Annotated in this window: 9 protein-coding genes; all 9 read right to left on the reverse strand. The window is 62.8% G+C overall.

Going from position 1 to position 15,270, the window contains the following annotated elements; translation table 11 throughout:
- Nucleotides 1–19: 19 nt before the first annotated feature.
- The 9 genes from RBQ93_RS03395 to RBQ93_RS03435 all read right to left on the reverse strand — a co-directional run bounded on the left by RBQ93_RS03395 (nucleotide 20) and on the right by RBQ93_RS03435 (nucleotide 15,263).
- A complete protein-coding gene (locus tag RBQ93_RS03395) occupies nucleotides 20–358 on the reverse strand; it encodes a DUF3147 family protein (RefSeq protein ID WP_320370611.1) in 339 nt (112 codons plus the stop codon).
- Between the two features lie 44 nt (nucleotides 359–402).
- Nucleotides 403–1,623 carry a precorrin-6y C5,15-methyltransferase (decarboxylating) subunit CbiE gene (gene cbiE / locus RBQ93_RS03400; protein ID WP_320370612.1) on the reverse strand — a complete coding sequence of 407 codons (1,221 nt, stop codon included), beginning with the start codon at nucleotides 1,621–1,623 and terminating at the stop codon, nucleotides 403–405.
- Between the two features lie 123 nt (nucleotides 1,624–1,746).
- Nucleotides 1,747–4,569: an ATP-binding protein gene (locus tag RBQ93_RS03405; protein WP_320370613.1), complete on the reverse strand. Its 2,823-nt coding sequence runs from the start codon at nucleotides 4,567–4,569 to the stop codon at nucleotides 1,747–1,749.
- Between the two features lie 92 nt (nucleotides 4,570–4,661).
- Nucleotides 4,662–5,783: an ABC transporter permease gene (locus tag RBQ93_RS03410; protein ID WP_320370614.1), complete on the reverse strand. Its 1,122-nt coding sequence runs from the start codon at nucleotides 5,781–5,783 to the stop codon at nucleotides 4,662–4,664.
- Between the two features lie 2 nt (nucleotides 5,784–5,785).
- On the reverse strand, nucleotides 5,786–8,536 hold the full coding sequence (gene rbbA, locus RBQ93_RS03415) for a ribosome-associated ATPase/putative transporter RbbA (RefSeq protein WP_413818351.1): 2,751 nt from the start codon (nucleotides 8,534–8,536) through the stop codon (nucleotides 5,786–5,788).
- A complete protein-coding gene (locus RBQ93_RS03420; protein ID WP_320370616.1) occupies nucleotides 8,533–9,606 on the reverse strand; it encodes an HlyD family secretion protein in 1,074 nt (357 codons plus the stop codon). The genes rbbA and RBQ93_RS03420 overlap by 4 nt, the downstream gene beginning before the upstream one ends.
- A gap of 77 nt (nucleotides 9,607–9,683) precedes the next feature.
- Complete coding sequence (locus RBQ93_RS03425) at nucleotides 9,684–10,628, reverse strand: phospholipase A (RefSeq protein ID WP_320370617.1); 945 nt, start codon at nucleotides 10,626–10,628, stop codon at nucleotides 9,684–9,686.
- Nucleotides 10,625–12,094 (reverse strand): AdeC/AdeK/OprM family multidrug efflux complex outer membrane factor, encoded by a 1,470-nt coding sequence (adeC, locus tag RBQ93_RS03430; RefSeq protein WP_320370618.1) that lies wholly within the window; start codon nucleotides 12,092–12,094, stop codon nucleotides 10,625–10,627. The genes RBQ93_RS03425 and adeC overlap by 4 nt, the downstream gene beginning before the upstream one ends.
- Before the next feature lies 1 nt (nucleotide 12,095).
- Nucleotides 12,096–15,263, reverse strand: coding sequence for an efflux RND transporter permease subunit (locus RBQ93_RS03435; RefSeq protein ID WP_320370619.1), 3,168 nt, complete (start codon nucleotides 15,261–15,263; stop codon nucleotides 12,096–12,098).
- Nucleotides 15,264–15,270: the final 7 nt, after the last annotated feature.

Consider the following 15,270-nt stretch of genomic DNA (forward strand, 5'->3'; position numbering starts at 1 on the left):
TCCAGTGGCGTAGGGATGATTATGATGATGAGGGGAGCAGCAGCTGGTGCAGCACTGCGCCGATTGCCCAGCAAAGCGCGCCGATCAGCAGCGCCAGCGGCACGCTCATGCCTCGCTTCAGACAGAGCAACAGCGCAGCGAAGAAGGCGATGGTGGGTCCGATACCCCACAACACCCCGCGCACATACTCGTTGAGCCGCATGGTTTGGCTCGGGTCGTCACTATAGAGCCAGAGCAGCACGATCAGACTGGTGAGCGGCATGGTGGCGATCAGCCCACCCAGGCCGGGCCAGCGGCGTCCGGCCAGCACGCAGGTCACGATGATCAGGTTGGAAAGCAGCAGTTTGGTCAAAAACATGGCGGATCGTGAGGCGCTGGCTCGTCAGCGGCGACGCTGGCCGGTCAGGCCGTTGCCGGCTTGGCGGCGCTGATGATGTAGATCGGGTTGTGGGCCTCGAACAGCTTGTATTCCGTCAGCGGCTGCGTGCGTGCCACGTTGACGCAGACCACCTCCACCTGATAGCCGTGGTACTCCAGTAGTTCCACCGCGCGGCCCAGGGTGTCAAGGGTCACGGCGTTGATAACGACCAGGCCGCCAGCCTTCAGGCGGCGGTCCACCTGCTCGACGATCTCACTCAGGCTGCCACCGGCGCCACCGATGAAGACCCGGTCCGGATCAGGCAGCTCTTCCAGCCCCTCGGGGGCCTCGGCCTCAATCAGCTTGACGTTGTGGGCGCAGAATTTGGCCAGGTTGTCCCGCAGATGGGCCACGCACTGCGGATTTTTTTCAATGGCGAACAGCTTGCCGTTGGGCACCAGGTTGGAGGCTTCAATGGAGACCGAACCGGAACCGGCGCCGATATCCCAGACCACCAGATCATTCTGTAGCTGCAGTTTGGCCAGGGTCACCGCCCGCACCTCTTGGCGGGTGATCAGCTTCTTGATGCTGGCGAACTCCTCATCGTCGATGCCGATCAACGGGTACTGGGTCAGGTTCGGCTCCCAGGTGCGGATCAGGATCAAGAGGTTCAGCTCGGCGTGCTGCAGGGTCAGCAGCCCTTTGACCGTGGTGCGGGTGAACTTCTCACCCGGCAGTCCCAGCTCTTCGCAGACCCAGGCCTCGTAGCCCTCGGCTCCGCGGTCGATCAGCTCCCGGGCGATGGCGGCCGGGGTGTTGATGCTGTCGGTCAGCACGCAGGCCTTCTCGGCCGCCACGATCTTGTCGATGGCACGTCCCATGCCGCGGCCATGCACCGACAGGAAGATGGCGTCGTCCCAGGGCTCCTTGATGCGGGCAAAGGCGTACTGCATGCTGGTGACGTTGGCAAAGATCTCCAGCCGTTCCTTGGGCAGGTTGCGCAGCAGGAAACGTCCCACGCCGAAGAAGTTGGGGTCGCCGGAGGCCAGCACCACCGCCTGCTGGTCGGTGCTCTTCAGCAGCTCCAGCAGTTCCGGCGGCTCCGGCAGCACCACCTTTTGGCCCTTAACATCGGGAAAACGGTCCAGATGTCGCTGGCGGCCGATCAGCAGGCCGGCCGTGGCGATGATCTCCAGCGCTTTTGCGCTGAAACCTTCCTGGCCCTCGATGCCTGCCCCGATCAGATAGATGGTGTTGTCTGCCATAGCCGGCCCCCTGTGCGTTCAACCCGTTGTGGGGCGTCAGTATAGAGCATCTTCAGGCCTGCGGCAAATGGAGAATGCTCAACCACAACGCCCGGCAGGCATGTTGGTGGTGCTGGGGGGTGTTTAGTCTGGTAGGCTGATGGCTGCCTGCAATTCCAGCAGCGAGAATGGCTTTGCAAGGTAACCGTCGAAACCGTCGGCCAGCAGACGTTCCCTGGCGCCTTTCACCGCATCGGCCGTCAGGGCGATGATCGGAATCGGCTGCGCGCCGGTCGCAGCCTCCTGCTTGCGGATGACGTGTAACGCCTCACTGCCGCTCATGATTGGCATGTGGACATCCATCAGGATCAGATCGAGTCCGCCCTGCTGCCAGCGTTGTACGGCCTGCTGACCATCATCGGCACAGCTGACCCGGTGTCCCATCTTCTGCAGCAGCAGTGAGGTGGTCTGTTGGTTCAGGTGATGGTCTTCTGCAAGCAGGATATGTAACGGTTGCCCGAGGGGTGCCGTTACAGCAGCAGCGGGCGCTGTGGTTGTGCATGCAATGGCGTCCGACAGCACCTCCAATGGCAGTTCGAGGTGGAAGCGGCTGCCCAGGCCCGGTTCGCTCTCGGCCCAAATCCGCCCGCCCATCAGTTCGGCCAGCTGACGGCAGATGGAAAGCCCTAGGCCGGTACCGCCAAACCTGCGGCTAGTGCTGATGTCGGCCTGCGTAAAAGGGGTGAACAGCTTGGCCAGCGTTTCTGTTGTCATGCCGATGCCGGAATCACTGACGGTGATCCGTATTAGCGCATGATGGTCCTGTTTTTTCTGCAAGACTGCGTTAATGGCAATGCTGCCCTGCTCGGTAAATTTGATCGCATTGCTCAACAGGTTCAGCAGTATCTGCTTGATTCTCAGTTGATCTCCCCTGACCAGCGCAGGCAGGTCCTCTGCAGGTTTGAAGGTGATCTGGAGACCCTTTTCAAAGGCCGCGCTCTTTTGCATCAGCACGGTCTGTTCTATACAGCGTTGCAGCGAAAATTCTCGTTGTTCCAGCTCGACCTTGCCGGCCTCGATCTTGGACAGGTCTAGGATATCATTGATGATCGCCAGCAGGTCGTGGGCCGAGCTCTTGATCAGGTCGGTATACTCCTGTTGCTCCGGGGTTAGTTCCGTTAGCTCAAGCAGCTGTGACATGCCGATCACGCCGTTCATCGGGGTGCGAATCTCATGGCTCATTGCGGCCAGAAATTCGCTTTTACTGCGGTTTGCCGTGTCGGCAGCGGTGCGCGCCGCCATCAACTCTTCGGACAGTTCGCGCTGTGCAGTGATATCGTTGATAAAACCATGCCAGAGAGTGCTGCCGTCGGCCAGTCGCTCAGGGCGCGCAAAGCCGTAGAGCCAGCGGTATCCCTGTCTGGGAAGCAGCAGGCGGAATTGGACCTCCCATGTCTGCAGGGTTGTGGCGGACTGATTGATCGAGGCATGAACGGCAGCGGTGTCGTCAGGGTGTATCAGGCGGAAGAAGGGGTCAGCAGTGGTTTTCAGGTCGTCCGGGTCGAGACCAGCCAGAGTACGGATCGCCTCACTCATGTAGGGACAGCAGGAACGGCCGTCGGTAAAGAGTTGAAATTGGTAAATAATACCCGGTATTTGTCGTGAAAGATTGGTCAGTAGATCGTGGCTCTCCTGCAGTTTGACCTGTAGCTGCTGCATGGTCTGCATGTCATTGTCTATCTGCAGCGCCATGTTTCTGAAGACGTGTACCGCTGTGGCCAGCTCACCGATCTCGTTATCTTCACGAATAGATGGTATCTCGATGGTCAAATCCTTGGCGGCCAGCCGTCGAATGGCCAGGGTCAGCTGTGACAGGGGGGTGATGATGCGGGCATGAAAGTACCAGAAGATCAGCACGATCACCAGGAACGAGCCGAGACTGCTGGCAATTTGGGCCGTAATTTGACGTTTGACTCTGGCTCGCTGGGCATCGGCGTACTGCTGGGTTGCCTGCATTACGACCGTGTTGAAGGCACTGATCTGATCGAGTGCTTTGACACCCTGTCGCAGGAAGTCGGCATGGTTGAAGGGATAGGGCCCCCCGATGCGTGCCGCCGGTAGGGTTGCGGCCCGATACGGCAGATACTCGCTGCGATAGACCCGTTGCAGCTCGGCCAGCGCCTGGGGGATGACGGCAGATGCCAGGGGGTTGCTTAGATGTTCTAGCTCCTTAAAGCGCTGTTGGTTGACAATCTGCAATCGTTCGATCTTTTTTACCTGCTCAGGGCTAAGCGGGGTCTTGGCGTTGATGGTGCCGGCCAGCAACGATATTTCGGGGCCGGCACTGTTGCGCAGGGCTAGGGTGGCCTGCTTGAGTGAAGAATAGCGGGCGATCAGGCCATCGGCGTCGCTGATGTCATTGGAGATGGTTTGCAGCAGCGCCTCGATCGCCTCGATGTAGCTGGTCATGGCGCCGAACCAGTGGGATGCCAGCTGGGGGGAACGCTCAGCTTTTGGTAGCAGCATGGCAGCGTCTGTTTGGCTGCGCAGCTGCTTGATGGCGAACTGGTGCTGCTGCACTGCGGCGACCTGTCCGGCTGCCTTATTGAAGCCCTCTGCGGTCAGTCCGTCGATGGCCTGCTTGAGGGCCTGCTCGCCGTCACGGCGACGATCGGCGATGAACTGGCGGTTGACTTCCGTCTGCGTTACAGGACCAGCATCCTGGAGTACCACATTCGTCCGGCCGCGTTCAAAACCGAGATTGTTGACCGCCTTATAGAGCTCGTCACTGATGGCATTCAGCCGGTAAACCGTGCTGGCTTGCTGGTATGAAGCGATGAGTTGGTAGAAAAACGGCAGCGAGGAGAGCAGGTGCAGCAGTGCAACCAGCAGCAAGGCGCCATAGACGATGGAGGTGACCTGATGAGGACGGCGGGTTGGTGGCATTTCGCTGTGCTGTGCCGGCATGGGGTCTTCCTCTGAGTGCCTCTGGTTGTCCTGACTTGTAGTCGCGATAGTATAGCGCAGCTATTCTGCAGGGCAAGCGATAGCGTTATCGATCAGGTCATGGTGGTGATGGTTGTGCGGAAGCGGGCCAGTGAAAAGGTGAACAGGGCGGCGCCGATCACCAGCAGCGAGGCCAGTTGGGGCCAGACCACCGCCAGGCCGGCGCCACGGTACAGCACGGCCTGGGCCAGCATCACGAAGTGGGTGTTGGGTGCCACCATCATCAGGTAGCGGACCAGCTCGGGCATGCTCTCGCGGGGGGTGGTGCCGCCGGACAGGATCTGCAGCGGCAGCAGCACCAGCATCAGCAGCAGGCCGAACTGCGGCATGGACCGAGCCAGGGTGCCGAGGAAGATCCCCAGCGAGGTGGTGGCGAACAGGTGCAGGGTGCAGCCCAGCAGAAACAGCAGCAGCGAACCTTCGATCGGTACCGCAAGCCAGCCCTGGACCACCAGCAGCAGGGAGCCGGCCGTGGCCAGCAGCACCACCAGCCCCATGGCCCAGACCTTGGCGGTCATGATCTCCAGGGGGGTGACCGGCATGGCCAGCAGGTGTTCCACGGTGCCGTGTTCCCGCTCCCGCAGCAGCGCCGCGCCGGTCAGGATGATCGACAGCATGGTGACGTTGTCGATCAGCTTCATGACTGCACCGAACCAGGTCTTGTTCAGCTGGGGGTTGAAGCGGGCCCGCAGCGCCAGTTCAACCGGCGGCGTGGGGTCGGCGCCGTAGGCCTGCAGAAAGCGGCTGATCTCGTTGCCGACTATGATCTGGATGTAGCCGCTACCGGTGAAGGCCTGGCTCATGCGGGTGGCGTCCACGTTGAGCTGGATGCTGGGGTTGCGGCCGGCCAGCAGGTTGCGCTGGAAGGAGGCCGGGATGGTCAGGGCAAAGGTATCCAGGCCGGCGTCCATGCGCGCATCCATCTCGCGCAGGCTGATCAGGGAGGGCGGCATGAAGTGAGGCGGGTAAAAGGCGTCGCTGATCCGCTGGGAGAGCTGGGAACGGTCTTCATCCACAATGGCGATCGGCGCCTTGTTGAGGGTCTCGGGCATGGCGGTGGCGGCGGTGTAGATGGCCAGACTGAAGGCGTAGATAATCAGAAACAGCATGACCGGATCCCGCAGCAGGCCCCGCAGTTCCTTGACACCCAGGTGGAGGATGTTGGCCGGCCGCACGGTCAGCGCTCCTGTTTCTTCAGCAGCAGCGCGCCCAGCAGGGTCAGCAGCGGCACCGCCAGCAGCAACGGCAGGAAGGATGACTGCAGTTCGGCAAAACCCAGTGCCTTGGAAAAGGCGCCGCGGGTGATGGTCAGGAAGTGGGTGGTGGGGTAGAGTTTGCCGATCAGGGCGCCGGCCCCCTCCAGCGACGACACCGGGTCGATCATGCCGGAGAACTGGACCGCCGGCAGGATGGTCAGCAGGGTGGTGCCGAACAGGGCGGCGATCTGGCTGCGCATGAAGCTGGAGATCACCAGCCCTAAGGAGGTGGCGGCGATCACATACAGGAACGCCGCCAGCAGCAGGGCCCCGAAGCTGCCTTTGAGCGGCACCTTGAAGACCAGTACCGCCAGCCCGGTCAACAGCAGGAAGTTGAGCATGGCCAAGACGATATACGGCAGCTGCTTGCCCAGCAGGAATTCCAGCCGCGTGACCGGGGTGACGTAGAGATTGACGATGGAGCCCAGTTCCTTTTCCCGCACCACCGACAGCGCCGACAGCATGGCCGGGATCATCATCAACAGCAGCGGGATCATGGCCGGCACCATGGCCGGCAGGCTCCTGACATCGGGGTTGTAGCGGAAGCGGGTCTCGATGGTGGCACTGACGCCGGGCTGCCGCTGTTCACGCACCAGGCCGGCCAGCCACTGGCTGTGCATACCCTGCACATAACCGCTAACCGTCTCAGCCCGGGTCGGCATGGCGCCGTCGATCCAGGCCCCTACACTGACCGGGCTGCCACGCTTGATGTCGCGGCCAAAGCCCGGTGGCAGTTCGATGGCCAGGCTGATCTGGCCGGCCCGCAGCCGCTGGTCAAGGTCGGCGTAGTCCGTGAGCGGTGGCTGCTCCTGAAAATACCGTGATCCAGCCAGATTGAGGGCGTAGTCACAGCTTATGGGTGTGCGATCCCGATCCAGTACCGCAAACTGCAGGTCTTCCACATCCATGTTGATGCCGTAGCCCATCACCAGCATCAGCAACGCACTGCCCAGCAGCGCCAGGGTCAGCCGCACCGGGTCGCGTCGCAGTTCCAGCGCCTCACGGCGACTGTAGCTGACCATGCGGCGCAGGCTGAACAGGTTGTACCAGCGCGGGGATGGGGCAGCAGCCGTGGTTGGCAACGGCTCGGCGGTCACTGCCGGAGGCAGCAGAGCTTGCTGCGGTTCATGGTCGGCCTCTTCCAGATAGCTGATGAAGGCCTCTTCCAGGGTGGCCACGCCGCGCTTTGCTACCAGCGCAGCGGGCTCATCGCTGACCAGCACGCGGCCGGCGTGCATCAGCGAGATCCGGTCGCAACGTTCGGCCTCGTTCATGAAGTGGGTTGAGATGAAGATGGTCACCTGATCGCGGCGGGCCAGCTCCACCATGATCTGCCAGAAGGCGTCCCGGGCCACCGGATCAACGCCGGAGGTGGGCTCGTCCAGGATCAGCAGCTCCGGACCGTGGATCATGGCCACCGCCAGCGACAGCCGTTGCCGCACCCCCAGCGGCAGGGCGTCGGGCAGGCTGTCCAGCACCTGTTCCAGTCCGAAGCGCCGGGCCATCTCTGTTACCCGCTCCGGAATACGGGCCTCTTCCATACTGAACAGACGGGCGTGCAGCACCAGGTTCTGCTGCACCGTCAACTCGCTGTAGAGCGAAAAACCCTGGGTCATGTAGCCCACCCGGCGGCGGGTGGCCAGGTCGTGGGGGTTCACCGGCCGCCCGAACAGCCAGGCTTCACCTTCGCTGGCCGGCAGCAGGCCGGTCAGCATCTTCATGGTGGTGGTCTTGCCACAGCCGTTGGAGCCGAGGAAACCGAAGATCTCGCCCTGGCCAATCCGGAAGCTGACCCGGTCCACGGCGGTGAAATCGCCAAAGCGCATGGTCAGGTCATGGGCCTCGATGGCGGTTATGTTCTGTCGCTCGGAGGTGCGGGGCGGGATTAGCACCGGTTGGTGGCCGGCCCGGGCAGCGGGGGGCAGCAGGGCAATGAAGGCCTCTTCCAGGCTGTTGCTCTTGGTCTGGCTCAGCAGCGCCGACGGGGAGCCGGTGGCGAGCACCCTGCCGGCATGCAGCGCCACCAGCCAGTCAAAGCGGGCCGCCTCTTCCATGTAGGCCGTAGCCACCAGCACGCTCATATCAGGACGATGGGCCCGCATCCGCTCGATCAGTTGCCAGAACTGGCGCCGTGACAGCGGATCAACACCGGTGGTGGGCTCGTCCAGGATCAGCAGGTCGGGGTCGTGGATCAGGGCGCAGCAGAGCCCCAGCTTCTGTTTCATGCCGCCGGACAGTTTGCCAGCCGGCCGCTGACGGAACGGGGCCAGCCCGGTGGCCTGCAGCAGCTCGTCGATGCGCCGCTCACGCTCCTGGCGGTCGTGGCCGAACAGACGGCCGAAGAAGTCGACGTTCTCAAACACCGACAGGGTTGGATAGAGGTTTTTGCCGAGCCCCTGCGGCATGTAGGCGATGCGGGGGCAGACTTGTGTGCGGTGCCGGGTATCGGCCATGCTGCCGCCCAGCACCTGGATGCTGCCCTGCTGGATGGCCCGCGAACCGGCGATCAGTGACAAGAGGCTGGATTTGCCCACCCCGTCCGGCCCGATCAGGCCGATCAGGCAGCCCGCCGGCAGATCGAGGGAGATATCCTGCAGGGCGGTCGTCGTGCCGTAGCGCAGGCTGACCTGGGTCAGCTTGACCACCGGGGTTGGGGGGGGAGGCTCGTTCATTGCGGCAGCCTGACCTGCAGCTGCGATGGCCATGGCTTGGTCTGATCAAGCCGCACCCAGGCCACGCCCGGCAGGCCGGTCTTGACCTGTGCCTGGTGTTTTTTGAGTAGTTCAGGGGATATCTGGGCCTTGATGCGGAACATCAACTTTTCACGTTCCACGGCGGTTTCAACGGTCTTGGGGGTGAACTGGGCCACGTCGGCCACAAAGGAGGCCCGGGCAGGGATCACGTACTGCGGTGCCGCATCCAGCACCAGCCTGATCTCGCTTCCCAGCGCCACCTTGCCGGCCGCAGAGGTCGGCAGGAAGAAGGTCATGTAGACGTCGCTCAAGTCCACCAGGCTGACGATGCGGCCACCGGCGCCCACCACCTCCCCCAGCTGGACCACCTTGTACTGCACCCGGCCGTCGCGGGGGGCGGTGAGCATGCTGTCGTCAATATCAGCCTGGATTCGTTCAACATTAGCCTTGGCAGCCGACACCGCCGCCTGGGCGCCGTTGATCTGGGTGGCAGCGGCGTTAATCGTGGCGTCGCTGGCCGCCACCTGGGCCCGGGCGGCATGCAGTGCCGCCTCGGTACTGCGCAGCTGGGCCGCATCGTCATCGGCGTCCTGTTTTGCGATGGCTCCGCTGTGGGCCAGCTCAGCCGATCGGCGGGCATGCTGGCGGGCCTTGAGCAGTTCTGCCTCGCGCTGGGCAACGGTGGCCTGGGCCGCCGCCCGTTCACTCTGGCGCTGGGCCAGCTGGCTATGGGCCGTGGCCACGGCGCTCTGGGCCTGCAGTAGCTGGGCCTGGGCCTGCCGCAGCTGGGCCTCTAGATTCGTGGTGTCCATCACCGCCACCACCTGGCCCGCCGTGACAAACTGGCCCTCTGCTACCCTGATCTCCTTGACCCGCCCGGCCACCTTGGCGGCCACATCGATCTCCACCGCCTCAACCCGGCCGTTACCGCTCACCAGGCCATTGGTGCTGCGGTCGGCGCGGTACTTCTGCCAGGCGATAACGGCCGCGCCAGAGGCTGCCAGCGCGATAATGCCGATGCTCAGCCATTTTTTCTGTTGTGGTGTCATGCTCTCTCCGCTCTGCAGGCTGCTGGGGCGCGGATGACTGATCTGCCTTCAGTTTAGCACGTTTCCCGCTCTTCGCATCACAACCAGTCGGTCAGCATGACGCCGACACTGATCCGGTTATTGAGATGGTTGTAATCCACCAGGCTCTCGCCATAGCCGTTAAAATACTGGATATAGCCCTTCAGTTTTTTATGCAGCGGAAAGCTCCAGTCCAGCTGCACTGCCCCCTTGTTGTCGGATCTGCGCAGGTTGTTGCGCAGCATGAGCGTCAGCGTATGGTCACCGATCTTCTGCAGCAGCTGCAGTTCGCCGTAGCCGTAATAACGTTCCATGTGGGGGTTGTCGTCATCCTGACGGCTCTCGGGGATGCGAAACCAGGGCCGCAGGGTCAGGTAGGTATCGCCACGGTTAAACAGCATGCTGGCAGTGATCCGGTTCCAACTGCGGGAAAGCGGCTCAGAGCGGCCGTTGGACTGGTGATTGATGCCGATCGTTGCCAGCTGGCTGGTGACGCCGAACAACCGGTAGCCGGTCGTGAAGGCCAGAAAGAGCTCCGGCTCGAAATTTATCTCCCGAAAGGGTGAGGATGTTTTGCTGTTATAGGCCTGCCAGAAGGCAAGCTGGCTGTAGGCCGCATACAAGGTGCCGTTGTTGCCGAAGATCTTTTCCCAGAGCGGGGTCTTGATACTGAGCTGGAATTTGACCTCCAGGTTGTCCAACGATTCGTCATGGGTGCTTGATCCGTTGTAGGCGGCATGGTTCGGCTTCCGGTTATAGCTGACCGGCAACAGGTAGTTGGATTTGTGGGGCACAATAGAAAACAGCAGGCCGGAGGCCTGCTGTTCCTGGTGCAGTCGGGTTTGCACAGCGGTTGCGTCAGAAGAAATCTCTGCTGGTGACGACGCTGGCAGACCAAACGGGGAGGCCGGCTCTGCCGGCCCGGCCCACGCAGCCGGGCTGGTTAGCAGTGCTGTAACCGGGAGCAGCAGGGCTACCAATGCCAGACGCGGCACGCTGATCATTTTGCTGCTCCGCCGCCCAACACCTTGTAGAGCGTGACCTCATTGGCCAGTTTGGCCAGACGTACGCTGATCAGGCCCTGCTGGGCGCTGTAGGTGGAACGCTGGGAATCCAGCACGGTCAGGTAGCTGTCGACCCCTTTACTGTAGCGGGCTTCCGCAAGGCGGTGGCTGTCAGCGGTGGCCTCGGTCAGGGCCTGCTGGGCTGCCAGCTGCTCAGCCAGGGTGCCGTTGCTGGCCAGGCTGTCGGCCACCTCGCGGAAGGCGGTCTGGATCGTTTTTTCGTACTGGGCGACCGCGATATCCCGCTCGGCCTTGGAGACATCCAACCGGGCCAGGTTGGCGCCGGTGTCGAACAGCGGCACGCTGGCCTGGGGCATGAAGTTCCAGGCGGTTGAGCCGGGCTGGAACAGGTCGCTCAGGCTGGCGCTGGCGGTGCCAAAGCTGGCAGAGAGGCCGATGCGGGGGAAGAAGTTGGCCCGGGCCGCGCCGATGTTGGCGTTGGCGCTTTTCAGGCGATGCTCCGCCGCCAGGATGTCGGGACGGCCCAGCAGCACCTCGGAGGGCAGCCCGGCCGGCAGTGGTTGCAGCGCAGCCACACTGCTCAACGCGCTGGGCAGCAACTCGGCCGGCACGCTTGCGCCCACCAGCAGGGTCAGGGCGTTTTCAGTCTGGGCCAGCTGGGCGGTGTAGAGGGCGCTATCCACCCGGGCCGCCTCAACCCTGGTCTGGGCCTGACGCAGATCCAGCTGCGACGAGGCGCCGGCATCGAAACGGCGCTGGATCAGCTGCAGACTTTCCTGCTGACTCTTCAGGGTCTCCTGGGCCAGCTTTAGCCGTTCCCGGTCGGCAGCCAGGGCCAGCCAGGTGTTGGCCACCTCGGCCACCAGGCTGATCTGCACCGCCCGTTGGGCCTGCTCGGTGGCCAGGTACTGCTCCAGGGCCTGATCTTTCAGGCTGCGCACCCGGCCGAACAGGTCCAGCTCGTAGCTGCTGACCCCCAGGCCGACACTGTACTGACGGTTGATGCGGGCTTGGCCGCTGGCCGACAGATCGGCCGGCAGACGCTGGATGGCGGCGCCGGCGGTAGCGTCGATCTGCGGCAGCAGATCAGCCCGCTGGATCTGATACTGGGCCCGGGTCTTCTCGATGGTCAGGGCTGCCACCCGCAGGTCGCGGTTGTTGTTGATAGCCAGCGACAGCACCTGTTGCAGACGGGGCTCGATGAAAAACTCACGCCAGGGAATCTCGGCCACCGGCTTTTGATCAGCCTGCGCCGCCTGGGCTGTGTAGGCCGGGCCAGTGGGCCAGCTGGCCGCCACCGGCGCGTCGGGCCGGGTGTAGCTGGGGGCCATGGTGCAGCCCGAAAAGAGTGTCGTGACGGTAACCGCCAAAACGGCATTTTTAACGCAAAGGAGCCTTTGCGCCGTGCTTGCATGCTCTGCGTTACGATTGTTTTTGGTGTTCATATCAGTGTGCCCCCTCTGCCGTGATCGGAACGGCAGCAGCGTGTTCCTTTTTGTACTTCTTGCGGCCGAACAGCCGCGAGACCATCACAAAGAAGAACGGGATGAAGATCAGGTCGATGAAGGTGGCCGACAGCAGGCCGCCGGTGACGGCGGTGCCGATGGCGTTCTGGGCCGCTGCGCCAGCCCCTTTGGTCAGCGCCAGCGGCAGGGTGCCGAAGAAGAAGGCCAGCGAGGTCATGATCACCGGCCTGAGCCGGATCTTGACCGCCGAGAGGGTTGCTTCCACCAGGTCATGCCCTTCATGCAGCTGGGCCTTGATGAACTGGATGATCAGGATCGCGTTCTTGGTGGAAAGGCCGACGGTGGTCAACAGGCCGATCTGCAGGTAGACGTCGTTGGGCAGTACCCGCAGGGTGACGGCAGTCACGGCGCCCACCAGGCCCAAGGGCAGCATCAGCAGGTTGACGAACGGGATGGTCCAGCTCTCATAGAGCGCTGCCACCGCCAGGAACACCACCAAGAGCGATATGGCGTACAGGGCCGGGGCCTGTTTGCCGGCCGCCTTCTCCTCATAGGAGAGACCGGTCCACTCGTAGCCGATGCCGGGCGGCAGCTTGGCTGCCATCCGCTCCATCTCGGCCATCGCCTCGCCGGTGCTCACCCCTGGAGCGGCCTGGCCCATGATCTCCACCGAGGGGATGCCGTTGTAGCGCTCCAGGCGGGGCGAACCGTACTGCCAACGGGCGGTGGCGAAGGCCGAGAACGGCACCATCTCACCCCGGTTGTTGCGCACGTACCATTTGTTGATATCCTCCGGCACCATCCGGTAGCCGGCATCAGCCTGTATGTAAACCTTTTTTACCCGGCCGTTCTCGATAAAGTCGTTGACGTAGGAGCTGCCCCAGGCGGTGGCCAACACGCTGTTGATATCCGCCGTGGAGACCCCCAGGGCGCCGGCGCGGACATCGTCGATGTCCAGCTTGAACTGGGGCGAGTCATCCTGGCCGTTGGGGCGTACGGCCACGAGCTTTTTGTTTTGCATCGCCATCCCCAACAGCTGGTTTCTGGCCTCCATCAGCTTGTCGTGGCCCAGACCGCTGCGGTCCTGCAGCATGAAGTCAAAGCCGTTGGCCTGGCCCAGTTCCACCACCGCCGGCGGCGAAAAAGCAAAGGCCATGCCGTCTTTGATCTGAGAGAAGGCCCCCATGGCCCGTCCGGCCACGGCAGCCGCCTTCAGGTCAGGCCGTTGCCGCAGTTTCCAGTCCTTAAGCCGCACAAAGGCAAGGCCCATGTTCTGGCCCCGGCCGGCAAAACTGAAACCGGCCACGGTAATGATCGATTCAACGGTTTGCTTTTCATTCTCCAGGAAGTGCTGCTCGATCTGTTCGACCACCTTGATGGTCCGTTCGTGGGTGGCCCCGGCCGGCAGCTGGATCTGGCAGATGACGAAGCCCTGGTCTTCATCCGGCAGGAAGGCGGTGGGCAGGCGCAGGAAGAAAAACACCATGATGACGACGATGCTGCCGTACAGCAGCAGATAACGGATCGGCTGGCCGAAGGAGCGGCTGACAATGCCTTCATACTTGCCCCGGCCTTTGTCGAACATCCGGTTAAACCAGCGGAAGAAGGGGCAATACCAGCCGCTTTCACAGGGATCATGCCCCTTTGCAACCGGCTTGAGCAGGGTGGCGCACAGGGCCGGGGTCAGGATCATCGCCACCAGCACCGACAGGATCATGGCCGCGATGATGGTGATCGAAAACTGGCGGTAGATGACGCCGGTGGAACCGCCGAAGAAGGCCATCGGCAGGAAGACCGCGGTCAGCACCGTGGCGATGCCCACCAGGGCGCTGGTGATCTGCCCCATCGATTTGACCGTGGCGTCGTGGGGCGACAGGCCCTCCTCGGACATGATCCGTTCCACGTTTTCCACCACCACGATGGCGTCGTCAACCAGGAGGCCGATCACGATCACCAGGGCGAACATGGTCAGGGTGTTGATCGAGAAACCGGCTGCCGACAACACGCCCATGGTGCCCAACAGCACCACCGGCACGGCGATGGTCGGGATCAGGGTGGCGCGGAAGTTCTGCATGAACAGGAACATGATACAGAAGACCAGGATCACCGCCTCGATCAGGGTCCGCACCACCTCCTGGATCGAGACCTTCACAAAGGGAGTGGTATCGTAAGGATAGACCACTTTGACCCCGGCCGGCATGTACCTCTCCAACTCGGCCATCTTGGCCTTGACCCGGTCGGCGGTGTCCAGGGCGTTGGCCCCGGCCGCCAGGCGCAGCGCCATGCCGCCGATCGGCTTGCCCTTGAAGCGGGCCTCTATGTCGTAACTTTCGGTGCCGATCTCGGTGCGGGCCACATCCTTAAGTTTGACGGTGGAGCCGTCCGGATTGGTGCGCAGGATGATGGCGTCGAACTGCTCGGGTGTCTGCAGCAGGGTGCGGGCGGTGATGGTGGCGTTCAGCTGCTGGCCGATGCTGGCGGGGATGCCGCCGAACTGGCCGGCCGAGACCTGGGCGTTTTGGGCCTGCAGCGCAGCAACCACCTCGTTGCTGGTCAGCCTGAAGTTGTTCAGCTTGTCCGGGTTGAGCCAGATCCGCATTGCGTTCTGCGAGCCGAAGACCGTCACCTCGCCGACCCCTTCGGTGCGACTGATGATATCCTGGACGTTGGCCACCAGGTAGTCGGTCAGGGTGTGGCGGCTTAAGGAACCGTCCTCCGAGACCAGGCCGACCATCATCAGGAAGTTTTTGGTGGACTTGACCACCTGAATTCCCTGACGCTGCACGATCTGCGGCAAGAGCGGTGTGGCCAGTTGCAGTTTGTTCTGCACCTGCACCTGGGCGATGTTGGGGTCGGTGCCGGCCCTGAAGGTCAGGTTGATGGCCACGGCGCCGGCCGAGTCGCTGGTGGAGGACATGTAGATCAGGTTGTCGATGCCGTTCAGCTTCTGCTCGATCACCTGGGTGACGGTGTCCTGCACGGTCTGGGCCGAGGCGCCGGGGTAGATGGCGTTGATCGTGATCTGGGGCGGCGCGATCGGCGGGTACTGGGAGACCGGCAGGGTTTTCAGCGCCAAAAGGCCGGCCAGCATCACCAGGATGGCGATTACCCAGGCAAAGATCGGTCGTTCTATGAAAAACTTGGCCATGGAGCGG

Source organism: Trichlorobacter sp. (genome assembly GCF_034008105.1).
GTDB lineage: Bacteria > Desulfobacterota > Desulfuromonadia > Geobacterales > Pseudopelobacteraceae > Trichlorobacter.